At 61.2% G+C, this 23,751-nt stretch carries 21 protein-coding genes and 2 tRNA genes; 1 reads left to right on the top strand and 22 read right to left on the bottom strand.

All coding sequences use genetic code 11. From position 1 onward, the window contains the following. Window positions 1–158 precede the first annotated feature (158 nt). The 15 genes from pnp to rlmE form a co-directional block, all read right to left on the bottom strand. Window positions 159–2,264 carry a polyribonucleotide nucleotidyltransferase gene (gene pnp, locus ABZE94_RS07370; RefSeq protein ID WP_372874886.1) on the bottom strand — a complete coding sequence of 702 codons (2,106 nt, stop codon included), beginning with the start codon at window positions 2,262–2,264 and terminating at the stop codon, window positions 159–161. A gap of 174 nt (window positions 2,265–2,438) precedes the next feature. Further along, the gene (gene rpsO, locus ABZE94_RS07365) at window positions 2,439–2,708 is read right to left on the bottom strand and encodes a 30S ribosomal protein S15 (RefSeq protein WP_372874885.1); all 270 of its coding nucleotides are present in this window, start codon (window positions 2,706–2,708) and stop codon (window positions 2,439–2,441) included. Window positions 2,709–2,855: 147 nt separating this feature from the next. Continuing rightward, the gene (gene truB, locus ABZE94_RS07360) at window positions 2,856–3,773 is read right to left on the bottom strand and encodes a tRNA pseudouridine(55) synthase TruB (RefSeq protein WP_372874884.1); all 918 of its coding nucleotides are present in this window, start codon (window positions 3,771–3,773) and stop codon (window positions 2,856–2,858) included. A gap of 4 nt (window positions 3,774–3,777) precedes the next feature. After that, window positions 3,778–4,185, bottom strand: coding sequence for a 30S ribosome-binding factor RbfA (rbfA, locus tag ABZE94_RS07355; protein ID WP_372874883.1), 408 nt, complete (start codon window positions 4,183–4,185; stop codon window positions 3,778–3,780). 119 nt (window positions 4,186–4,304) lie between these two features. Further along, window positions 4,305–6,797, bottom strand: a complete 2,493-nt coding sequence (gene infB / locus ABZE94_RS07350; RefSeq protein ID WP_372874882.1) for a translation initiation factor IF-2 — start codon at window positions 6,795–6,797, stop codon at window positions 4,305–4,307. Window positions 6,798–6,823: 26 nt separating this feature from the next. Beyond that, on the bottom strand, window positions 6,824–8,305 hold the full coding sequence (gene nusA / locus ABZE94_RS07345; protein ID WP_372874881.1) for a transcription termination factor NusA: 1,482 nt from the start codon (window positions 8,303–8,305) through the stop codon (window positions 6,824–6,826). A 47-nt stretch (window positions 8,306–8,352) separates the two neighbouring features. Continuing rightward, on the bottom strand, window positions 8,353–8,811 hold the full coding sequence (gene rimP, locus ABZE94_RS07340) for a ribosome maturation factor RimP (protein ID WP_372874880.1): 459 nt from the start codon (window positions 8,809–8,811) through the stop codon (window positions 8,353–8,355). Between the two features lie 129 nt (window positions 8,812–8,940). Beyond that, window positions 8,941–9,017, bottom strand: a tRNA-Met gene (locus ABZE94_RS07335). A 97-nt stretch (window positions 9,018–9,114) separates the two neighbouring features. After that, window positions 9,115–9,200 (bottom strand) — tRNA-Leu (locus tag ABZE94_RS07330). A gap of 25 nt (window positions 9,201–9,225) precedes the next feature. Further along, entirely contained in the window at window positions 9,226–9,606 is a 381-nt protein-coding gene (secG, locus tag ABZE94_RS07325; protein ID WP_372874879.1) for a preprotein translocase subunit SecG, read from the bottom strand. A 4-nt stretch (window positions 9,607–9,610) separates the two neighbouring features. After that, a complete protein-coding gene (gene tpiA, locus ABZE94_RS07320) occupies window positions 9,611–10,366 on the bottom strand; it encodes a triose-phosphate isomerase (protein WP_372874878.1) in 756 nt (251 codons plus the stop codon). 63 nt (window positions 10,367–10,429) lie between these two features. Next, window positions 10,430–11,767 (bottom strand): phosphoglucosamine mutase, encoded by a 1,338-nt coding sequence (gene glmM / locus ABZE94_RS07315; protein ID WP_372874877.1) that lies wholly within the window; start codon window positions 11,765–11,767, stop codon window positions 10,430–10,432. A 20-nt stretch (window positions 11,768–11,787) separates the two neighbouring features. Then, complete coding sequence (gene folP, locus ABZE94_RS07310) at window positions 11,788–12,630, bottom strand: dihydropteroate synthase (protein WP_372874876.1); 843 nt, start codon at window positions 12,628–12,630, stop codon at window positions 11,788–11,790. Window positions 12,631–12,647: 17 nt separating this feature from the next. Then, on the bottom strand, window positions 12,648–14,576 hold the full coding sequence (ftsH, locus tag ABZE94_RS07305; RefSeq protein WP_372874875.1) for an ATP-dependent zinc metalloprotease FtsH: 1,929 nt from the start codon (window positions 14,574–14,576) through the stop codon (window positions 12,648–12,650). A 209-nt stretch (window positions 14,577–14,785) separates the two neighbouring features. Next, window positions 14,786–15,409, bottom strand: a complete 624-nt coding sequence (gene rlmE / locus ABZE94_RS07300) for a 23S rRNA (uridine(2552)-2'-O)-methyltransferase RlmE (protein ID WP_372874874.1) — start codon at window positions 15,407–15,409, stop codon at window positions 14,786–14,788. Window positions 15,410–15,512: 103 nt separating this feature from the next. Here rlmE and yhbY point away from each other — a divergent pair, with 103 nt between their 5' ends. Then, window positions 15,513–15,824: a ribosome assembly RNA-binding protein YhbY gene (gene yhbY, locus ABZE94_RS07295; RefSeq protein WP_090502282.1), complete on the top strand. Its 312-nt coding sequence runs from the start codon at window positions 15,513–15,515 to the stop codon at window positions 15,822–15,824. Window positions 15,825–15,850: 26 nt separating this feature from the next. On the opposite strand, the gene ABZE94_RS07290 is transcribed toward yhbY, so the two are convergent. From ABZE94_RS07290 to ABZE94_RS07260, 7 genes are all read right to left on the bottom strand, one after another. Then, on the bottom strand, window positions 15,851–16,303 hold the full coding sequence (locus ABZE94_RS07290) for a DUF4149 domain-containing protein (protein ID WP_372874873.1): 453 nt from the start codon (window positions 16,301–16,303) through the stop codon (window positions 15,851–15,853). Beyond that, on the bottom strand, window positions 16,281–16,757 hold the full coding sequence (gene greA, locus ABZE94_RS07285; protein WP_372874872.1) for a transcription elongation factor GreA: 477 nt from the start codon (window positions 16,755–16,757) through the stop codon (window positions 16,281–16,283). Before greA ends, ABZE94_RS07290 begins: the two co-directional genes overlap by 23 nt. Next, window positions 16,754–19,975: a carbamoyl-phosphate synthase large subunit gene (gene carB / locus ABZE94_RS07280; protein WP_372874871.1), complete on the bottom strand. Its 3,222-nt coding sequence runs from the start codon at window positions 19,973–19,975 to the stop codon at window positions 16,754–16,756. The genes greA and carB overlap by 4 nt, the downstream gene beginning before the upstream one ends. Window positions 19,976–20,011: 36 nt before the next feature. Then, window positions 20,012–21,160 carry a glutamine-hydrolyzing carbamoyl-phosphate synthase small subunit gene (gene carA, locus ABZE94_RS07275; protein ID WP_372874870.1) on the bottom strand — a complete coding sequence of 383 codons (1,149 nt, stop codon included), beginning with the start codon at window positions 21,158–21,160 and terminating at the stop codon, window positions 20,012–20,014. 210 nt (window positions 21,161–21,370) lie between these two features. Then, a complete protein-coding gene (dapB, locus tag ABZE94_RS07270) occupies window positions 21,371–22,174 on the bottom strand; it encodes a 4-hydroxy-tetrahydrodipicolinate reductase (protein ID WP_372874869.1) in 804 nt (267 codons plus the stop codon). 89 nt (window positions 22,175–22,263) lie between these two features. Next, on the bottom strand, window positions 22,264–23,397 hold the full coding sequence (gene dnaJ / locus ABZE94_RS07265) for a molecular chaperone DnaJ (RefSeq protein ID WP_372874868.1): 1,134 nt from the start codon (window positions 23,395–23,397) through the stop codon (window positions 22,264–22,266). Between the two features lie 183 nt (window positions 23,398–23,580). Continuing rightward, window positions 23,581–23,751, bottom strand: a 171-nt coding sequence (locus ABZE94_RS07260) for a hypothetical protein (protein WP_372874891.1), incomplete at its 5' end; no start/stop codon positions are given.

The following is a 23,751-nucleotide window of genomic DNA, read 5'->3' as shown; positions in this document are numbered from 1 at the left end:
CGCAAACAGCGGGCACAGGCAGCCCCTCGCACGGCCATTGCGCCAGGCCGCGCGCCGAGTTCCACCACCGGCCACGTTCGGCGCCGGGGGCGCGCCCAAAAAAAAGAGGGCCCCCATCAAGGGGGCCCTCCTTCTACCAGCGTGAAGCGCGCGGGTGATTAAACGCCCGAGGCTTCCGCTGCTGCCACGTCTTTGATCGACAGCTTGATACGGCCGCGGTTGTCCACGTCCAGTACCAGTACCTTGACTTCCTGACCTTCCTTGAGGATGTCGGTGACCTTCTCGACCCGCTGATCGCTCAGCATCGAGATGTGCACCAGACCGTCCTTGCCCGGCAGGATGTTGACGAAGGCGCCGAAGTCGACGATGCGCTCGACCTTGCCGACGTAGATCTTGCCGATCTCGGCTTCCGCGGTGATGCCGAGGACGCGCTGACGCGCCGCCTCTGCCGCTTCCTTGGTTTCGCCGAAGATCTTGATGGTGCCGTCGTCTTCGATGTCGATCGAAGCCTTGGTCTCTTCGCAGATGGCACGGATGGTCGCGCCACCTTTGCCGATCACGTCACGAATCTTGTCCTGATCGATCTTCATCGCGATCATGGTCGGAGCGTTGGCCGACAGTTCGGTACGCGACTGAGCAAGCACCTGGTTCATCTGGCCGAGGATATTCAGGCGCGCTTCCAGGGCCTGGCCCAGAGCGATTTCCATGATTTCTTCGGTGATGCCCTGGATCTTGATATCCATCTGCAGAGCGGTAACGCCCTTGTCAGTACCGGCTACCTTGAAGTCCATGTCACCGAGGTGATCTTCGTCACCCAAGATGTCGGTCAGGACTGCGAACTTCTCGCCTTCCTTGACCAGCCCCATGGCGATACCGGCAACCGGCGCCTTCATCGGCACACCGGCATCCATCAGTGCCAGGGAGGCACCGCAGACCGAAGCCATGGAGCTGGAGCCGTTGGACTCGGTGATTTCCGAGACCACGCGAATGGTGTACGGGAACACGTCAGCGCTCGGCAGCATGGCTGCGATGGAGCGACGAGCGAGACGGCCGTGACCGATTTCGCGGCGGCCAGTAGCGCCCATGCGACCACACTCACCGACCGAGTACGGCGGGAAGTTGTAGTGCAGCATGAAGGGGTCTTTGCGCTCGCCTTCGAGGGTGTCGAGCAGCTGCGCGTCACGTGCGGTGCCGAGGGTGGCAACCACCAGGGCCTGGGTTTCGCCACGGGTGAACAACGCCGAACCGTGGGTCTTGGCCAGTACACCGACTTCGATGTTCAGGCCGCGGACGGTACGGGTGTCACGACCATCGATACGCGGCTTGCCGTTGACGATGTTCTCGCGCACGGTGCGGTATTCGATTTCGCCAAATACTTCTTTGACTTCACCAGCAGTCGGCTGGCCTTCTTCGCCTGCGAACTTGGCGACGATTTCATTGCGCAGCTCGCCCAGACGGGCATAACGCTCGTGCTTGACGGTGATGGTGTAAGCCTGCGAGATGGCATCGCCGAACTCGCCGCGAATAGCGTTGAGCAGAGCAGTGTTCTCGGGCTTGGGCTGCCAATCCCAGGTCGGCTTGGCGGCTTCGGCAGCCAGCTCGGTAATGGCCTGAATCACGACCTGGAATTCGTCGTGAGCAAACAGCACGGCACCGAGCATCTGGTCTTCGGTCAGCTCTTTGGCTTCCGACTCAACCATCAGCACGGCGTCTTTGGTACCGGCTACGACCATGTCCAGGCTGGAAGCCTTGAGCTGCTCGTAATTGGGGTTCAGCAGGTAGCCGGTTTCCGGGTGAAAGGCCACGCGTGCGGCACCGATCGGGCCATTGAACGGAATACCGGAGATGGCCAGAGCGGCCGAGGTACCGATCATCGCAGCGACGTCCGGATCGGTCTTCTTGCTGGTGGAGATCACGGTGCAGATGACCTGCACTTCGTTCATGAAGCCTTCCGGAAACAGCGGACGGATAGGACGGTCGATCAGGCGCGAGGTCAGGGTCTCTTTCTCGGAAGGACGCGCTTCACGCTTGAAGAAACCGCCGGGGATCTTGCCGGCGGCGTAGGTTTTTTCCTGGTAATGCACAGACAGCGGGAAAAAGCCTTTGCTCGGATCGGCAGTTTTGGCGCCGGTGACTGCGACCAATACGGCAACGTCGTCGTCAACGGTGACCAGCACTGCGCCGGAGGCTTGACGGGCGATACGGCCAGTCTCGAGGGTAACGGTCGATTGACCGAACTGGAACTTCTTGATTACCGGGTTCACGGTGTTTTCCTTCTCTCTATTTGCCTTTGGGGAAAGCGGTTCTTGCAGAATTCGTGGGCAGTAACGGGAGTCGAACCCGGCCCTGTCCTAAACACGTACGACTGAAACGCAAAAGCTGGAAGCAGGGCTACACCCCACTTCCAGCTTCGGCAGTCAGCTACGCATAAGCATTGCTTAGCGACGCAGACCCAGGCGACCGATCAGGGCGCTGTAACGACTGACATCCTTGCTCTTCAGGTAGTCCAGCAGCTTGCGACGCTGGTTAACCATACGGATCAGGCCACGACGCGAGTGGTGGTCTTTACCGTTGGCCTTGAAGTGGCCTTGCAGCTTGTTGATGTTGGCGGTCAGCAGTGCAACTTGCACTTCAGGGCTACCGGTGTCGCTTTCAGCTTGCTTGTAGTCATTAACGATCTGGGCTTTATCTTCAACGCTGAGTGCCATGTGGGCGTCCTCTCAGTTAGGCAACCGCCGAAACAGTTGCAATAGGCCGGGAATCGCTTCCCGTGTTTTTAAGTGAGGTATGACCGTGCCTATTAACAGCCACCCTCGATACGCCGATGAGAACAGAAGCCCTCTCCAACGCTTCGGTCATGCCGACCGAATCAAGCGACGCGGCGCAATGCGCCCGTCTTCGCTCACTTCACCGATACCGATGAAGCGGCCATTGTGATCCTGCACCCGTACCATGCCGAACTTCGGCGCTTCCGGGGCGCGTACCGGCTGCCCTTGCAACCAGTAGAACGAACTGTGTTCGGAGAACTGCAACAACGGCCAGTGCTGCAAGCCACTATCGACCGGCAGCAAGAACCGATCCACCGCCTCATGACCACCCTCGGCATGGGCCTGTTCCAGCGCCTCCAGGCTGACGGTCTGGGCCAAGCTGAACGGCCCGGCCTTGGTCCTGCGCAGTTCCGCAACATGGGCACCGCAACCGAGCAGATGGCCGATGTCTTCGACCAGAGTGCGGATATAGGTGCCTTTGGTGCAGTCCACCGCCAGGCACGCCTGCTCCGCCTCGCAGCTCAATAATTCCAAGCGCGCAATAGTAACAGAACGCGGCTCGCGCTCCACTACCTCACCGGCACGGGCGAGCTTGTACAAGGGCTGGCCGTCGCGCTTGAGCGCCGAGTACATCGGCGGTATCTGGCTGATTTCGCCGCGAAAACGCGGCAGCAGGGCTTCGATCTCGGCACGACCAACGGTCACCGGACGCCGCTCCAAGACTTCGCCCTCGGCGTCGGCGGTGGTGGTGGTCACCCCCAGCTGCATCAGGGTTTCATAGCCTTTGTCGGCGTCCAGCAGATACTGCGAGAACTTGGTCGCCTCGCCGAAGCACAGCGGCAGTACACCGGTGGCCAACGGGTCGAGGCTGCCGGTATGCCCGGCCTTCTCGGCATTGAGCAACCAGCGCACCTTCTGCAGCGCCGCATTGGAGCTGAAGCCCTTGGGTTTATCCAGCAGGATGATGCCATCGACCGGACGACGAATACGTTTCACCTGAGCCACGGGCTTACTCCTCGGCCTCGGCTTTATTGCCGCCATGGGCACTGTCTTCGCTGACGGCGCGCTCGATCAGGGCCGACAACTGGGCGCCACGGATGACGCTTTCGTCGTAATGGAAACGCAGGTTGGGCACGCTGCGCAGCTTCATCGCCTTGCCCAACTGCATGCGCAGGAAACCGCTGGCATCGTTGAGCACTTTGATGCTCTGCGCCACGCGATCGACACCCTCTTCCGGCTCGCCGCCCATCACGGTGACGAACACCTTGGCATGACTGGCATCGCGGCTGACTTCCACCGCGGTGATGGTCACCAGACCGCCGAGACGCGGGTCCTTGATCTCCAGACGGATCAGTTGCGCCAGTTCGCGCTGCATCTGGTCACCGATGCGCTGGGCACGGCTATATTCTTTGGCCATTTCTACTACCTTCACTCGCCACGACGCCCAGAAAAGCATCGGACCTAAAAGCGGCAAACGCCCGGCCGCGCAAAAACGGGGCCGGGCGCTGCATATTGCAACTCGCTGCTACATGCCTGTTACAGGCTGCGAGCCACTTGGACTTTTTCGTACACTTCGATCTTGTCGCCAGGCTTGACGTCGTTGTAGCTCTTCACGCCGATACCGCACTCCATGCCGGCACGCACCTCGGACATGTCGTCCTTGAAGCGGCGCAGGGATTCCAGTTCGCCTTCGAAGATCACCACGTCGTCACGCAGTACGCGGATCGGACGGTTACGGTGCACGACACCCTCGGTCACCATGCAACCGGCGATCGCGCCGAACTTCGGCGAACGGAACACGTCACGCACTTCGGCGATACCCAGGATGTTCTCGCGAACATCGCTGCCGAGCATGCCGGTCAGGGCCTTCTTGACGTCTTCGATGATGTCGTAGATCACGTTGTAGTAACGCATATCCAGACCTTCCTGTTCGACGATCTTGCGTGCGCCAGCATCGGCCCGCACGTTGAAGCCGAACAGCACGGCGTTGGAGGCCAGCGCCAGGTTGGCATCGGATTCGGTGATACCACCGACGCCGCCACCGACCACACGCACTTGCACTTCGTCGTTACCCAGGCCGCCGAGCGAGCCTTGCAAGGCTTCCAGCGAACCACGGACATCGGACTTGAGGACGATATTGAGCGTCTTCTTCTCTTCCTGCCCCATGTTCTCGAAGATGTTCTCGAGCTTGCCGGCATGAGCACGGGCCAGCTTGACCTCGCGGAACTTGCCTTGACGGAACAGCGCCACTTCGCGGGCCTTCTTCTCGTCGGTCAACACGCTCATCTCGTCACCCGCTTCCGGGGTGCCGTCCAGGCCGAGGATCTCGACCGGAATCGACGGACCAGCTTCCTTGATCGGCTTGCCGTTCTCGTCGAGCATGGCGCGAATGCGGCCGTAGTTGGAGCCGACCAGGACCATGTCGCCTTGGCGCAGGGTACCGTCTTGCACCAGCACGGTGGCAACCGGACCGCGACCCTTATCGAGACGCGACTCGACCACCACACCACGCCCAGGAGCGGACGGAGTGGCTTTGAGCTCGAGCACTTCGGCTTGCAGCAATACGGCTTCGAGCAAGTCGTCGACACCGGTACCGACTTTCGCCGAGACCGAGACGAACGGCGTGTCGCCGCCCCACTCTTCCGAAGTCACACCCTGAACAGAGAGCTCGCTACGGATGCGATCGAGATCGGCACCCGGCTTGTCGATCTTGTTCACCGCAACCACCAACGGAACGCCCGCGGCCTTGGCATGCTGCACGGCTTCGATGGTCTGCGGCATTACGCCGTCGTCCGCTGCAACCACCAGAATCACGATATCGGTCGCCTGGGCACCACGGGCACGCATGGCGGTAAACGCCGCGTGACCCGGGGTATCGAGGAAGGTGACCATGCCGCGATCGGTTTCCACGTGGTAGGCACCGATGTGCTGAGTGATACCACCGGCTTCGCCCGCGGCCACTTTGGCGCGACGAATATAGTCGAGCAGCGAGGTCTTGCCGTGGTCGACGTGACCCATGACGGTCACCACCGGCGCACGGGAGAAGGTCTCGCCTTCGAACTTCAGGTACTCGGCCAACTGGTCTTCCAGGGCGTTGTCGCTGACCAGCTTGACCTTGTGGCCCAGCTCTTCGGCGATCAACTGGGCAGTTTCCTGATCCAGCACCTGGTTGATGGTCACCGGAGTGCCCAGCTTGAACATGAACTTGATGACTTCGGCAGCTTTAACCGACATCTGCTGAGCCAACTCACCGACGGTGATGGTCTCGCCAATGGCGACATCACGAACGACCGGACCCGTCGGGCTCTGGAAGCCATGCTGATTGCGCTTCTTCAGCTTGGACTTGCCACGGCCACCACCACGACGGTGGCTGTCTCTTTCTTCTTCGACGCTGCGCGGCGCCACACGAGGGGCCGGAGCCTTTTCCTTGACCGCGGGACGATGCTGGGTGGTCTTGCGATCACCACGACGGTCGGCATCTTCATTGCGCGGCTTGTCGGGACGGCGCTGCTCGTCTTTCTTGCGCTCTGCAATCGCAGCAGCGACCGCCGACGCCTCGATCGGCGCTTCGACCGGTGCCGCGGCTGCGACCGCGTCGCTCGCGACTCCGGTGACCGCAGGCTGGGCTTGCTCGGCCGCACGCTGCTTGGCTGCTTCTTCTTCCGCCTTCAGGCGAGCCGCTTCGGCGACCGCACGCTGCTCGGCCAGCTCACGCTGCTTCTCGGCCTCGATCTCTTCAGGGCTGCGCTTGACGAAGGTTTTCTTCTTGCGCACTTCCACACTGATGGTCTTGCTGCCAGCCACTCGCAACGTACTGGTGGTCTTGCGCTGCAAGGTAATCTTGCGCGGCTCTTCAACCTTGACGCCGTGGCTGTTTTTGAGATGAGCAAGCAAAGCCTGCTTCTCGTTATCGGTAACAACTTGCTCGGCACTGCTGTGCGGCAAACCCGCCTCACGCATCTGCTGCAGCAGGCGCTCTACCGGTGTGTCGACCACTTGGGCCAGTTCTTTCACCGTGACTTGCGTCATGCACTTCTCTCCTCAGGCCGTAAAACTTACTCGAACCAATGGGCTCGGGCGGCCATGATCAGCTTGCCGGCACGCTCTGCGTCGATGCCGTCGATGTCGAGCAGGTCGTCAATCGACTGCTCGGCCAGGTCTTCGCGGGTAACCACACCGCGTACTGCCAGTTCCTGCGCCAAGCCTTTGTCCATACCCTCGAGAGAGAGCAGGTCTTCGGCCGGGTGGGCGTCTGCCAGTTTTTCTTCTGTGGCGATGGCCTTGGTCAACAGGCGATCTTTTGCCCGTGCCCGTAGCTCGCTGACGATTTCTTCATCGAAACCATCGATGCTGAGCATCTCTTCCATCGGCACATAAGCGATTTCTTCCAGGCTGGTGAAGCCTTCTTCGACCAGCACCTGGGCCAGCTCTTCGTCGACTTCCAGCTCGTCGATGAAGTGCTGCAGGATGTCGCCGGTTTCCGCCTGCTGCTTGGCCTGGATGTCCGCTTCGGTCATCACGTTCAGCGTCCAGCCCGTCAATTGACTGGCCAAACGAACGTTCTGACCACCACGGCCAATGGCCTGCGCCAGGTTGTCTTCGCCGACGGCGATGTCCATGGCATGGGCATCCTCATCGACAATGATTGCGGCAACTTCCGCTGGCGACATGGCGTTGATCACAAACTGCGCGGGATTGTCATCCCACAGCACGATATCCACACGTTCGCCGGCCAACTCGCCGGATACTGCTTGTACGCGCGACCCACGCATGCCGATACAGGCGCCTTGCGGGTCGATACGCTTGTCTTTGGAGCGCACCGCCAACTTGGCCCGCGAACCAGGATCACGCGCGGCGGCCATGACTTCGATCAACTCTTCGGCGATCTCCGGCACTTCGATGCGGAACAGCTCGATCAGCATTTCCGGCGCGGTACGCGAGAGGATCAGCTGCGGACCGCGGTTCTCGGTACGAATTTCCTTGAGCAGGGCACGCACCCGGGCACCGACGCGGAAAGTTTCCCGCGAGATGATGTCCTCGCGCGCCAGCAACGCCTCGGCATTGTTACCCAGATCGATGATCACATTATCGCGAGTCACCTTCTTCACGGTGCCGGAGATGATCTCGCCCAGACGCTCACGGTAGGCTTCCACCACTTGAGCGCGCTCGGCCTCGCGAACCTTCTGCACAATGACTTGCTTGGCGGTTTGCGCAGCAATGCGACCGAACTCGATGGAATCGATTTTCTCCTCGAGCACATCACCGACTTTCGCATTGGCTTCAACCGCCCGCGGCATATCGACGGTGACTTGATGCGCAGGGTCATCGAAATCGGCTTCTTCGACCACTGTCCAGCAACGGAAAGTTTCGTAGTTGCCCGTCTGGCGATTGATCGCCACACGCAACTCGACTTCGTCTTCAAAACGCTTTTTGGTGGCAGTGGCCAAAGCCAACTCCAGCGCTTCGAATATAACGCTAGCCGGTACGCCCTTTTCGTTGGACACCGACTCAACAACCAGCAGTACTTCTTTGCTCATCGTACGCCTCGCCTTTCGCAATCCATTGGATCCGCGGGATCCGCGTCTCAATCAAATCTGGGGATAATGTTGGCTTTGTCGATCAAGTCGATCGGCAACAGGAACTCATGGTCATCCACCTGCACCACCACGTCCTGCTCCTCCACGCCGCGAAGGAGACCCTGAAAGTTACGGCGCCCCTCGAAAGGCGAACGCAGTTTGATCTTCACCTGCTCGCCGGCATGACTGGCGAACTGCTGCAACGTGAACAGCGGCCGATCCATGCCGGGCGAAGACACCTCGAGGGTGTACTCCGCGCTGATCGGGTCCTCGACATCGAGAACACCACTGATCTGCCGGCTGACCTTCTCGCAATCTTCGATGAGAACGCCATCGGCATGATCGATATAAATTCGCAGCAATGAATGCCGCCCTTGCGACAGGAACTCGATACCCCAGCATTCATAGCCGAGTGCTTCGACTACCGGGGCCACCAAGGCCTGCAACTGTTCTAGCTTGCTCGACACCTGAGCCCCTCGCGCATGCTGTGCAAATGAAAAATGGGCGAAACGCCCATCCCTTCAACCGGCCTCTAAAGACCGGCAAACCTGTCTCTCAGCTAGCAAAAAGCCCCTGAAAAGGGGCTCCGCTACTGCTGGTTGCGGGGGCTGGATTTGAACCAACGACCTTCGGGTTATGAGCCCGACGAGCTACCAGACTGCTCCACCCCGCGTCAAAGCTGGGGCCGAAGTATACGACCGAACCCCCACGAGGGTCAACCAACGCTTCAGCAACAAGAAAGCCCGCATACTGCGGGCTTGCTTGTAAATTGGTACCGAGGAGGGGACTCGAACCCCTACAGCCTATGGCCACTACCACCTCAAGGTAGCGTGTCTACCAATTCCACCACCTCGGCAAAATCACGTGTTGCGCATTGCTTGTTACTGCTCTGGAGCCTGAGGTACGTCAGCCGCTTCAGCAGCCGGCGCTTGCTCTTCGAGTACGGGCACATCTTCAACAGCGGGCTTGGCCTGCTGCACTTCCAACACCGCTGGATCAGGCAAACCGACCTGAGTCAACGCATCAGCCTTTTCTTTAGCAAAGAACGCTAAGCCCAAGCTAGTTAAGAAAAAAGCGGTGGCGAGTATAGCAGTAACGCGACTCAGAAAGGTAGAGGAACCTTGACTACCGAATACGGTAGCCGAAGCGCCGGAACCAAAAGACGCGCCTGCATCCGCACCCTTGCCCTGCTGCAACAAAACCAGCGCAACCACGCCGATCGCACCCAGCAGATGAAAAATCACTACGCCTGTTTCAAGCATTTTGTCAGTTTCCTGCGGCGCGACAAATCGCACCGAACTCATCCGCATTCAGAGAGGCCCCACCAACGAGCCCCCCATCGATATCCGGCATACCGAACAACTCGGCAGCATTGGCGGCCTTCACGCTGCCGCCATATAGAATCCTTACCGCACAGGCCACTTCAGCACTGTGCGCAGCCAGCTGAGCGCGAATGGCGGCATGCACCTGCTGCGCCTGCTCGGGCGACGCCGTCAGGCCCGAACCAATGGCCCAGACCGGCTCATAGGCAACCACCGCCCGAGCAAAGACATCGATACCCAGCGCGCCGACCACAGTGGCCAACTGCGCGCCAACCACCTCCAGCGTCTTGCCCGCCTCACGCTGTTCGAGGGTCTCACCCACGCACAACACCGGAGTCAGACCACAAGACTGCGCAGCGGCAAACTTGTGCACCACCTCGGCCTCGGCCTCACCCAGCAGCAAACGCCGCTCCGAATGACCGACCAACACCAGGGTACAACCCGCATCCTGCAACTGACTGGCAGCGACCTCACCCGTCAGGGCGCCTTGACCGGGGTCGATTGCGCAATTTTGCCCACCGACCGTCACAACCTTATCCGTCATGCCCTCCACAACCTGAGCAATGTGCAGACAGGATGGAAAGACCACAATTTCGACATCGGCAGGCAAAACCTGCCGACGCAATCCGTTGATCAGCTCTGCGACGCTGGCGCGGGTACCGTGCATTTTCCAGTTACCAGCTACCAAGGGGCGACGCATGCTTTACCTCATCGGTCAAAGAGGGCGCAGATGTTACCCAACGGCACCGTGACTGGCAAGCTATCAAACACAGACTTCAGCAACAACCTTAGCCAATTCATCGGCATAGCCGCGCACCTGGACTTCATCGTCGCCCTCGACCATCACCCGCAACAACGGTTCGGTACCGGACTTGCGCAGCAGAACCCGGCCACGCCCCGCCATTTGTTCGGTCACCCGCGCACTGGCATCCCGCACGGCAGGGTGCTCGAGCGGATCGACACCGCCGGCAAAACGCACGTTGATCAGCACCTGCGGACACTTGCGCACCCCCTGACGCGCCTCAGCCAGGCTCTGCCCACGACGCCTGAGCGCCAGCAAGACCTGCAGCGCGGCGATGATCGCATCGCCCGTCGTGGTGTGCTGAAAGCACACCAGGTGCCCCGAGTTTTCCCCGCCCATCTGCCAGTTGCGCGCCAACAGCTCGGCAACCACGTAGCGATCGCCAACCTTGGCACGGACAAAGGGAATTCCCAGATCGGCCAGCGCCAGCTCGAGACCGAGGTTGCTCATCAGTGTGCCGACCACGCCACCTTGCAGCTTGCCGCGCTCCTGCAGGTCGCGGGCGATGATGAACAGCAACTCGTCGCCATCGACCAAGGCACCCGTGTGATCGACCATCAGCACGCGGTCCGCATCGCCATCGAAGGCGATGCCCAGATCGGCCTGCTGGGCCACCACCGCAGCCTGCAAGGCCTCGATATGAGTCGAGCCACAGTCAGCATTGATATTCAGGCCATCGGGCTGAGCCGAGAGTACCGATACCTCGGCACCCAGCTCACGGAATACGCTAGGCGCAACCTTATAGGCCGCGCCGTTGGCGCAATCGAGCACGATCTTCAGCCCGGCAAAATCGGTGCTGCTCGGCACACTGCTCTTGCAGAACTCGATATAGCGCCCAGCCGCATCGTTGATCCGCGACACCTTGCCCAACTGCCCCGACTCGACCACGGTCATCGGCGCATCCAGCAACTCCTCGATCATCTGCTCGATCTCGTCAGGCAACTTGGTGCCCTGCCCCGAGAAAAACTTGATGCCGTTGTCGTGGTGCGGGTTGTGCGACGCACTGATGACAATCCCGGCCTCGGCGTGGAAGGTCCGGGTCAGATAGGCGATCGCCGGCGTTGGCATCGGCCCCAACAACAGGACATCGGCACCCGCCGCGGACAGACCGGCTTCCAGCGCCGACTCGAACATGTAGCCGGAGATCCGCGTGTCCTTGCCAATCAGAATTCGACACTTGCCCTGCTTGCGAAACGCCATGCCGGCCGCCCAGCCGAGCTTGAGCATGAAGTCCGGGGTGATGGGAAACTCGCCGACACGACCACGAATACCGTCGGTACCAAAATATTTTCTAGCCATGACCAGGATTCCTTGATTACTTATTCAGCCGCGTCGACTGCAGCCAGCATACGCACCACATCAACCGTCTCAGGCACGTCATGCACCCGCAGGATGTGCGCGCCCTTAGTGATTGCCAAGGCCGCCAGGGCAAGACTGCCGCATAGGCGCTCGCCAACCTCGCGCCCCAGCGCCCGTCCGATCATGCTCTTGCGCGAGACACCGACCAGCAGCGGCCGGCCCAACTCATGCAACGACTGCAGATGCTTGAACAGCCGCAGATTGTGCTCCTGGCTCTTGGCGAAGCCAAAGCCCGGATCGAGAATCAGCCGCTCGAGCGCAATCCCCGCCACCGCACATGCCGCCATGCGCTCGGCCAGAAAGTCGCGCACCTCGACCAGCACATCGGCATAACGAGGGTTCTCCTGCATGGTGGTCGGCTCACCACGCATATGCATCAGACACACCGGCAAACCGCTATCGGCCGCCGCATCCAGCGCACCATCACGCTGCAGCGAACGCACATCGTTGATCAAGCCAGCCCCGAGACGCGCCGCTTCACGCATCACGGCGGGCGTCGAGGTGTCCACCGAGATGATCACATCCAGCTCGGCGGCAATGGCCTCGACAATTGGCGCAACGCGCTCCAACTCCTCAACCGGCGACACCGCTCGCGCCCCGGGACGCGTGGACTCACCGCCGACATCGATCAGGCTGGCGCCAGCCCGCCACATCGCTTCGGCATGGCGCAAGGCAGCATCGCGCTGGCCGAAACGGCCGCCATCGGAAAAGGAATCGGGGGTGACATTGAGGATACCCATCACCTGCGGACGGGTTAAATCAAGAAACCGGCCGCCACAAGGCAGCCGGTTCAGATGATGCATTTCAGACATCGTGGTCCTTAGTGATCGACAGCAGAATCGCCGATGGGTTTTTCCGGGCGCTGCTTTTCATCGGTGCCGCCATCGACGCTGGCGACCACCGGAGTACCGGCATCCCCACCACCGCTCCAGTCGCGCGGTTCACGCGGGACACGGCCATTCATGATTTCTTCGATCTGCTCGGCATCGATGGTTTCGTACTTCATCAAGGCCTCGGCCATGGCATCGAGCTTGTCGCGATTCTCTTCCAGCAGGCGCTTGGCGGTGCCGTAGCACTGATCGATGATGCTACGCACCTCCTGATCGATCACCTTGGCCGTGTCGGCCGAGAGATTGGTGTGCTGGCTACCCATGCTGCGGCCCAGGAAGACTTCGCCCTCCTCCTCGACATACATCAGCGGACCGAGCTTCTCGGACAAACCCCACTTGGTCACCATGTTGCGCGCCAACTGGGTGGCACGCATGATGTCGTTCGAGGCGCCGGTGGTCACGCCATCGAAGCCCAGGGTCATCTCTTCGGCGATACGGCCACCGAACAGCGAGCAGATCTGGCTGATCAGGGCGCGCTTGCTCAGGCTGTAGCGATCCTCTTCCGGCAGGAACATGGTCACGCCCAGGGCGCGCCCGCGGGGGATGATCGACACCTTGTAGACCGGATCATGCTCGGGCACCAGGCGCCCGACAATGGCATGACCGGCTTCGTGGAATGCCGTGTTGAGCTTTTCCTTGTCCGACATGACCATGGATTTGCGCTCGGCGCCCATCATGATCTTGTCCTTGGCCAGTTCGAATTCCTTCATCTCGACCAGGCGCTTGCCGGCACGCGCGGCAAACAACGAGGCCTCGTTGACCAGGTTGGCCAGGTCGGCACCGGAGAAGCCCGGGGTACCGCGAGCAATCATCGCCGGCTGGACATCTTCGCCCATCGGCACCTTGCGCATGTGCACCTTGAGAATCTGCTCGCGACCGCGAATGTCCGGCAGACCGACCACCACCTGACGGTCGAAGCGACCGGGACGCAACAGCGCCGGATCGAGTACGTCGGGACGGTTGGTGGCGGCGATGACGATGACACCATCGTTCATCTCGAAACCATCCATTTCCACCAGCAACTGGTTGAGGGTCTGCTCGCGCTCGTCGTGACCGCCACCCATGCCGGCGCCACGATGACGGCCGACGGCGTCGATCTCGTCGATAAAGATGATGCAGGGCGCATGCTTCTTCGCCTGCTCGAACATATCGCGCACGCGGGACGCACCGACACCGACGAACATCTCGACGAAATCCGAGCCGGAAATGGTAAAGAACGGCACTTTCGCTTCACCGGCAACCGCCTTGGCCAGCAAGGTCTTGCCGGTACCCGGCGAACCGACCATCAGTACGCCGCGCGGAATACGCCCGCCGAGGCGCTGGAACTTGCCCGGGTCACGGAGGAATTCGACCAGCTCGCTGACCTCTTCCTTGGCCTCGTCGCAACCGGCGACGTCAGCGAAAGTGGTCTTGACCTGATCTTCCGAGAGCAGGCGCGCCTTGCTCTTGCCGAAGCTCATGGGCCCGCCCTTGCCACCGGCACCGCCCTGCATCTGGCGCATGAAGAACATGAACACCGCGATGATCACCAGGATCGGGAAGCTGGCTACCAGCAACTGGGTCCAGATGCTCTGCTGTTCCGGCTGCTTGCCGATTATCTGCACGTTGTTGTCGATCAGGTCCTTGATCAGGCCGTTATCCTGGATTGCCGGACGTACGGTCTCGAAGGAGGAACCATCGCCACGCACGCCACTGATGATGAAACCATCCACAGTGACCCGCTGCACCGCGCCATCTTGAACCTGCTCGATAAACTCCGAGTAATTGAGCTTGTTGGACTCGCTCGGGCTGGAGAAATTGTTCATCACCGTCACCAAGACGGCGGCGATGATCAGCCACAGGATCAGATTCTTTGCCATGTCGTTCAATTAGCTACCCTCTGAAGCAGGCCCCGTGCCGAAGCGCACTTCGCATGACGACCAGTTATGTACCGACCTAACTTACTACACAACGCCCATAGCTGGCAGGCGCCGTCTGTAACCCTTTATTTGGGCGACTCTCATGCCACAGCATCCTTACCCTATAGGACTGGCACGCCAGCCCTTGGTTGCATCCGTCCAGCAGGCTGCTAGCCGCCACGAAAGCTGCGCCCGAGCATGTACTGCTCGCGCGAGCGGTCACGCGAGGACAAGGGCTTGCGCATCTGCACCTTGCCGAACATTTCGCGCACCTGCTTGTGGTACAGATCGAAACCTTCACCCTGGAAAATCTTGATCAGGAAGTCGCCCCCCGGACGCAGCACGCGCCCGGCCAAATCCAGGGCCAATTCGCACAGGTACATGGCACGCGCCTGATCGGCAGTCCTTACCCCACTCATATTGGGGGCCATATCGGAAATCACAAGGTCTACCGGCTTACCGCCAATCGCCTCGAGGATCTGCGCGAACACCGCATCGTCGGTGAAATCACCCTGAATGAAGGTGACATCGGGAATGCTGTCCATCTCCAGAATATCGGAGGCGATCAGGGTGCCCTTGTCGCCGATCAAGCGGCTGGTCACCTGCGACCAGCCACCTGGCGCAGCCCCCAGGTCGACCACAGTGATACCCGGCCGCAGGATTCGATCCTTTTCCTGGATCTCCAGCAGCTTGTAGCTCGCACGCGAGCGATAGCCATCCTTTTGCGCCATTTTGACGTAAGGGTCGTTGAAATGCTCTTTCAGCCAACCTTGACTGGTCTTGGAACGGGCCACGCAATACCTCGAATTGTGCAGAGCATGAATATCTGGGCGGCAACCAAGGCGCTCGGGTAAACTGATCGCCGTTTTTTACCAGATTAAATGCAGGAATCAGATTATGCCGCTCACTCAAGAGCAGAAGAAACAATTCAAATCTATCGGCCACCACCTGAAACCCGTATTGATCGTGGCTGACAATGGTTTGACCGAAGGCGTGCTGGCCGAATTGGAGCGCGCCCTGAGCGACCATGAACTGATCAAAGTCCAATTGCGCATCGTCGAGCGCGAAAGCCGCCTTGCGGCCATCAACGAGCTGTGCAAAGCCGGGCATGCCGATCTGGTGCAGGTCATCGGCAAAATGGCGCTTATCTACCGCAAGAACCCCAAGGTCAATAAAAACCTGTCAAACGTTCACCGCCATCACGGCTGATAGCTACGAGCTGCGGGCTTCCCGCCTTACTCGAAGCCTGCAGCTTTTCGCTTGGCGCCGCCCGGCACCGACTGCAACACCAGCAGCAAACCGCAAAACGCCATCACCAGGTAGCTGAACATCAGCCAGAGCCCGCTGCCGGGCCAGTAATGGCGCACGGCAAAGTAACTGACGGCCATCACCAGCACCGTCGACAGCAGTTGCCCGCGCATATCGCGCCACAGGCTCGAGAGACGCTCGGCACGGATCAGCACCAGTACCTGCAGCCCCGCACAAACCCCCGCCAGCCCCACCATCAGCGGGCGAACGGCGCCGGCGATCTCCTCGACCAGCAACGGCGCCAAGCCCAGCTTGGCGATCGCCGGCAACACCAGAAAATGCAACAACCACAGACCACCGACCCAGAAGGTCTGGGCCAGCAGCCAGCTTATCGTTCCAGCATTCGGGCTGCCGGACCTAGATATGGCGAACCTCGACAATCTCGTACTCGACGATGCCACTGGGGGTCTTGACCACCACCACATCGCCCTCTTCCTTGCCGACCAGAGCGCGGGCGATGGGCGAGCCAACCGACAGCTTGCCCAGCCTGATATCGGCCTCGTCTTCGCCCACGATCTGATAGGTCACGCTTTCGTCGGTTTCGACGTTGGCGATCTCCACAGTGGTGCCGAAAATCACCTTGCCGGTGTGGGCAATACTGGTGACGTCGATGACCACAGCGTGCTGCAGACGGCCTTCGATATCGCGAATGCGCGCCTCGACCATGCCCTGCTGCTCGCGGGCGGCATGGTATTCGGCGTTTTCCTTGAGGTCACCCAGCTCGCGCGCGGTGCCGATGTCCAGACTGAGTTTGGGCCGCACCACCTTGGTCAGGTGAGCCAGTTCCTCTTCCAGGGCGCGCGCGCCCTGGACGGTCATAGGGTATTTAGTCATGCCTTGATTCCTGCATGGAGATCCTGCAACCGGCGCACGGTCTTCTCGGGACCGAACTTGAGCGCCTCACAAATCGCCTCACCCGCCGCCAGCGTGGTGGTGCAGCAGATGCGATGCTGCAGTGCATTGCGCCGAATGGAATAGGAGTCGGCAATCGACTGACGACCCTCGGTGGTGTTGATGATCAAGGTGACTTCGTCATTCTTGATCATGTCGACCACGTGAGGACGACCCTCGGTCACCTTGTTCACGCGGCGCACCGGCAAGCCGGCCTCCTCGATCAGCCTGGCGGTACCCGAAGTGGCCACCACGTCAAAACCCAGCTCGATCAGATTGCGCGCCAACTCGGCCACCAGGGGCTTGTCGTCATCGCGCACGCTGATAAAGGCGCAGCCACTATTGGGCAGGATTTCACTGGCGCCCAACTGGGCCTTGGCAAACGCCTCGCCGAAGGTGTCGCCGACACCCATCACCTCACCGGTCGACTTCATTTCCGGGCCGAGGATCGGGTCGACACCTGGGAACTTGGCGAAGGGGAATACCGCTTCCTTGACGCTGTAGAAGTTCGGAATGATTTCCTCGGTGAAACCGACTTCGGCCAGGGTCTTGCCGGCCATCACCCGGGCACCGAGCATCGCCAGGGAGATGCCGATGCACTTGGAGACGAAGGGCACGGTGCGCGAGGCGCGCGGGTTGACTTCGATGACGAAGATATCCTCGCCCTGCACCGCCATCTGCACGTTCATCAGGCCGATCACGCCGAGCTCCAGGGCCATTTTCTTGACCTGCTCGCGGATCTCGTCCTGGATATGCGGCGACAGCGAATACGGCGGCAACGAACAGGCCGAGTCACCGGAGTGCACGCCGGCCTGTTCGATATGCTGCATGATCGCGCCTATCACCACGGTTTCGCCGTCGCAGATGGCGTCGATGTCGACTTCGATGGCGCAGTTGAGGAAGTGGTCGAGCAGCACCGGGCTGTCGTTCGACACCTTCACCGCTTCGCGCATGTAGCGCTTGAGCTCTTCTTCCTGGTAGACGATTTCCATCGCCCGGCCGCCCAGCACATAGGACGGACGCACCACCAGCGGATAGCCGATGACCTTGGACGCCGCCAGGGCCTCGTCTTCGCTGCGCGCCGTGGCATTGGCCGGCTGGCGCAGGCCCAGGCGCTGGACCATCTGCTGGAAGCGCTCGCGGTCTTCGGCGCGGTCGATCGCCTCGGGGCTGGTACCGATGATCGGCACGCCGGCCTCTTCCAGGGCGCGACAGATCTTCAGCGGGGTCTGCCCGCCGTACTGCACGATCACGCCCTTGGGCTGCTCGACGCGAACGATTTCCAGCACGTCTTCCAGGGTCACCGGCTCGAAGTACAGGCGATCGGAGGTGTCGTAGTCGGTGGAGACGGTTTCCGGGTTGCAGTTGACCATGATGGTCTCGTAACCGTCCTCACGCAGCGCCAGGGCGGCGTGCACACAGCAGTAGTCGAACTCGATGCCCTGACCGATGCGGTTTGGCCCGCCGCCGAGGATCATGATCTTGTCGCGGCTCGACGGCGCCGCCTCGCACTCTTCCTCGTAGGTCGAATACATATAGGCGGTGTCGCTGGCGAACTCGGCGGCGCAGGTGTCGACGCGCTTGTACACCGGCAGAACTTTGAGCTTGTGGCGATGGCTGCGCAGGCTCTTCTCGGAAACGCCGAGCAGCTTGGCCAGGCGGATATCGGAGAAGCCCTTGCGCTTGAGCTTGTACATCAGGTCGCGGTCGATGCTGGCCAGACCCAGGGTCTTGATCTTTCCCTCATCCTTGACCAGGTCCTCGATCTGCACCAGGAACCACTCGTCGATGCGGGTCAGCTCGAATACTTCGGCCACCGTCTTGCCGGCACGGAAGGCATCGGCCAGGTACCAGATGCGCTCGGCACCCGGTACGGTCAGCTCGCGCTTGAGGGTGCTCTCGGCATCCGGGTCGTTCGGATCGAGCATCGGGTCGAAGCCGGAAACGCCGACTTCCAGGCCGCGCAGGGCTTTCTGCATGGACTCCTGGAAGGTGCGGCCGATGGCCATGACTTCCCCCACCGACTTCATCTGGGTAGTCAGGCGGGCATCGGCCTTGGGGAATTTCTCGAAGGCAAAACGCGGGATCTTGGTCACGACATAGTCGATGGCCGGCTCGAACGAGGCCGGGGTGCGGCCGCCGGTGATGTCGTTGGACAGCTCGTCGAGGGTGTAACCCACCGCCAGCTTGGCGGCGATCTTGGCGATCGGGAAGCCGGTGGCCTTGGAGGCCAGCGCCGAGGAGCGCGACACGCGCGGATTCATCTCGATCACCACCATGCGCCCGGTGTTCGGGCAGATGCCGAACTGCACGTTGGAGCCGCCGGTTTCCACGCCGATCTCGCGCAAGACCGCCAGCGAGGCGTTGCGCAGGATCTGGTATTCCTTGTCGGTCAGGGTTTGCGCCGGGGCCACGGTGATCGAGTCGCCGGTGTGCACGCCCATGGGGTCGAAGTTCTCGATGGCGCAGACGATGATGCAGTTGTCCTTCTTGTCGCGGACCACCTCCATCTCGTATTCCTTCCAGCCGATCAGCGACTCGTCGATCAGCAGCTCGTTGGTCGGCGACAGGTCGATGCCGCGCGCGCAGATCTCCTCGAACTCTTCACGGTTGTAGGCGATGCCGCCACCGGTGCCGCCCATGGTGAAGGACGGCCGGATGATGCAGGGGAAGCCGACCTTCTCGAGGACGACGTAGGCTTCTTCCATGTTGTGGGCGATGCCGGAAATCGGGCAGGCCAGGCCGATGTCTTTCATCGCCTTGTCGAAGCGCGAACGGTCTTCGGCCTTGTCGATGGTGTCGGCGTTGGCGCCGATCATTTCCACACCGAACTTTTCCAGAATGCCGTGCTTTTCCAGGTCCAGCGCGCAGTTGAGTGCGGTCTGCCCGCCCATGGTCGGCAGCAGGGCGTCCGGGCGCTCCTTCTCGATGATCTTGGCCACGGTCGACCACTTGATCGGCTCGATGTAGGTGGCGTCGGCCATGGCCGGGTCGGTCATGATGGTGGCCGGATTGGAGTTCACCAGGATGACCCGGTAACCCTCTTCCTTCAGGGCCTTGCAGGCCTGGGCCCCGGAATAGTCGAACTCGCAGGCCTGGCCGATGACGATCGGGCCGGCACCGAGGATCAGGATGCTTTTGATATCTGTACGTTTTGGCATAGCGGTTACTCGAATCCTTGGGTCAGTCGGCGAGGTTTAGCGGCGCTTGGCCATGGCTTCGATAAAACGGTCGAACAGCGGCGCCACATCGGCTGGGCCGGGGCTCGCTTCGGGGTGACCCTGGAAGCTGAAGGCAACCTTGTCGGTCCGCTCGATACCTTGCAAAGAACCGTCGAACAGCGACTTGTGAATCGCCCGCACGTTGCTCGGCAGACTGGCTTCATCCACGGCAAAACCATGGTTCTGGCTGGTAATCATTACCACGCCACTGTCCAGATCCTGCACCGGGTGGTTGGCACCGTGGTGACCGTGGCCCATTTTCAGGGTCTTGGCACCGGAGGCCAGGGCCAACAGCTGATGGCCGAGGCAGATGCCGAATACCGGAATCTCGGTTTCCAGTACGTCCTTGATCGCCTGGATCGCGTAATCGCACGGCTCGGGGTCGCCCGGGCCGTTGGACAGAAACACGCCATCGGGATTCAGCGCCAGCACTTCGCTGGCCGGGGTCTGCGCCGGCACCACGGTCAAGCGACAGCCGCGCTCGACCAGCATGCGCAGGATGTTCCACTTGACCCCGTAGTCATAGGCCACCACGTGGTACTTCAGCTCGCTGGCCGGGATTTCCGGGTGGCTGTCGTCCTGCAGATTCCACACGCTGGAGCGCCACTCGTAAGGCGCGGTGCAGCTGACCACTTTGGCCAGGTCCATGCCCTTCAGGCCGGGGAAGCTGCGCGCCAGATCCAGGGCTTGTTCTTCGGTGGCATCGTCGCCGACCAGGATGCAGCCGTTCTGCGAGCCCTTCTCGCGCAGGATGCGGGTCAGGCGGCGGGTATCGATGCCAGCGATGGCAACCGTTCCGTTTTCCTTCAGGTACTCATCCAGCGGCTGCTTGTTGCGCCAGTTGCTGGAGGTCAGCGGCAAGTCACGGATGATCAGGCCGGCGGCCCAGACGCGATTGGACTCGGCATCTTCCGGCGTGGTGCCGGTGTTGCCGATGTGCGGGTAGGTCAGGGTGACGATTTGCTGGGCATAGGAAGGATCGGTAAGGATTTCCTGATAGCCGGTCATGGCGGTGTTGAAAACCACCTCTCCAATAGTTTGGCCATCGGCACCGATGGCCTCGCCGCGAAAAATGCTGCCATCAGCAAGGGCCAGGATGGCAGGTTTAAGGGCTGGCTTACTCAAGAAAACCTCCGTAGATCAAAGCTTGAAGCAAACGCAGATGGTAAAAAAGCGGGATGACGTACCGACCGTCACCCCGCTTTTTTATATGATTCATTCTGCGCAACTTTTAGTGGACACACTAAAGCGGGAAGCCTACAGGAAAGTGCCTTTTTGGTCCACCGTCAGATGCGACCGACTTCGCGCCAGAACACCCGCTTCCGACGAAGCGCATCAGGTGAGGCCCAGCACATCCTGCATGTCGTACAGCGCAGGCGTACGCCCCTGCAGCCACGAGGCCGAACGCACCGCCCCCTTGGCGAAGGTCATGCGACTTGAGGCCTTATGGGTGATTTCCACGCGCTCGCCGTCGGCGGCGAACAGCACGGTGTGATCGCCGACCACATCGCCCGCCCTGACCGTGGCGAAGCCGATGGTTTCACGGGCACGGGCGCCGGTCTGGCCTTCCCGACCGTAGACCGCGACCTTTTGCAGATCACGCCCCAGGGCATTGGCCACCACTTCACCCATGCGCAGGGCGGTGCCCGACGGCGCATCGACCTTGTGCCGGTGATGGGCTTCGATAATCTCGATGTCCACCTCGTCGCCGAGCACCCGCGCCGCGGTATCCAGCAATTTCAGGCACAGGTTGACACCCACGCTGAAGTTGGCGGCGAACACGATGGGGATCTGCCGGCCGGCATCGGCCAATAGCTGCTTTTCCTCGACACTGAAGCCGGTGGTGCCGATCACCATGGCCTTGCCGGCCTGCCGGCAGATTTCCAGGTTGCCCAGGGTCACCGACGGGTGGGTGAAATCGATCAGCACATCGAACCGATCCAGCACCTCGCCCAGACCGCCCGAAAGCGTGACGCCGATCTTGCCCAGCGCCGCCAGCTCGCCAACATCGGCGCCAATCAGACTGCTGTCGGCACGATCGATCGCCGCAGTCAGGCTGACGCCATCGGCCTGCTGCACGGCTTCGATCAGGGTCTTGCCCATGCGCCCAGCGGCGCCCATCACAGCTATTCGTTGCATGACATCAGCTCCAAGCCATAAGCCTCAAGCCGCCAGCCAGGCGCACAAGCCCTCTTGCGGCTTGTCGCCTAGCGCTTGCGGCTGTTTATTCAGACATCGCCGAAGAAGCGCTTCACACCCTCGAACCAGCCGCTGGCCTTCGGCGAATGACGGGTATCGCCCTGCAAGGTCTTGCGAAACTCTTCGAGCAGCTCGCGCTGACGCCGATCCAGACTGACCGGGGTCTCCACTGCGACCCGGCACATCAGGTCGCCGGCACCGCCACCGCGCACCGGCGCCACGCCCTTACCGCGCAGACGGAACAGCTTGCCGGTCTGGGTGCCCTCCGGAATCTTCAGCTTGACCCGGCCATCCAGGGTCGGCACTTCCAGCTCGCCACCCAGCGCCGCATCGGCGAAGCTGATCGGCACCTCGCAGTACAGGTGTTTGCCGTCGCGCTGGAAGATCGAGTGCTCGCGCACATTGACCACCACATAGAGGTCGCCCGCCGGGCCACCCATCGCGCCCGCCTCGCCTTCGCCGGACAGGCGAATGCGATCACCGGTATCGACACCTGGCGGAACCTTCACCGACAGGGTCTTGTGCTCTTCCACCCGGCCGTGACCATGGCAGGAACCGCACGGATCGGTAATCATCTTGCCGCTGCCATGGCAGCGCGGACAGGTCTGCTGCACCGAGAAGAAGCCCTGCTGCATACGCACCTGACCGATACCGCCACAGGTGGTACAGGTTACCGGCGCAGTGCCCTTCTTCGCTCCGGAACCTTCGCAGACCTTGCAGTTGACCAGGGTCGGCACCCGGATGCTGACCGTCGTACCGCGCACGGCCTCTTCCAGATCCAACTCCAGGGTGTAGCGCAAATCGCTGCCACGCTGGACGCCGCCACGCTGGCCGCCACGACCGCCGGCACCACCGAAGAAGTCGCTGAACACATCGCCGAAGATATCGGAGAAGTTCGCCCCGCCGAAGCCGGCGCCACCCGCGCCGCCCATGCTCGGGTCCACGCCGGCATGCCCGTACTGATCGTAGGCCGCGCGCTTGCCGGCATCGGACAATACTTCGTAGGCCTCGTTGGCATCCTTGAACATGTCTTCCGACGCTTTATCGTCGGGATTGCGGTCCGGGTGATGCTTCATCGCCAGGCGCCGGTATGCCTTTTTCAGCTCCGCTTCGCTGGCGCCGCGCTCGACACCCAGCACCTCGTAATAGTCACGTTTAGCCATAAGTCCTTACACCCTTAAATCGTATCCTCCAGACGCGCCAACGCGGGAGCAAGCTCCCGCGCGACGGATCATGACGCTCGCAGCCTGGGCCGCGGCGCCTGGAGCGGCAGGCAGCGGGCACCCCACGGGAGGCCGCTGCATTTCCCGCATCCCTGCGGGCCACAGGCTTGCGCCTGCTTATGCCTATTTGTTGTTTTCCTTGACCTCTTCAAACTCCGCGTCGACCACATCGTCGCCAGCGCCTTGAGCGTCATCGCCACCCTGGGCATCAGCACCCGGCTGCGGCTGTTCGGCATACATCTTCTGCGCCAGCGGAGTGGTGGCCTCGGACAGGGCATTGATCTTGGCTTCGAT

Origin of the sequence: Pseudomonas sp., assembly GCF_041601375.1 — a bacterium.
In the GTDB taxonomy this organism is placed as follows: Bacteria; Pseudomonadota; Gammaproteobacteria; order Pseudomonadales; family Pseudomonadaceae; genus Aquipseudomonas.
The sequence above is the reverse complement of the archived record's forward strand: the minus strand, read 5'-3'. Positions and strand labels throughout refer to the sequence as shown.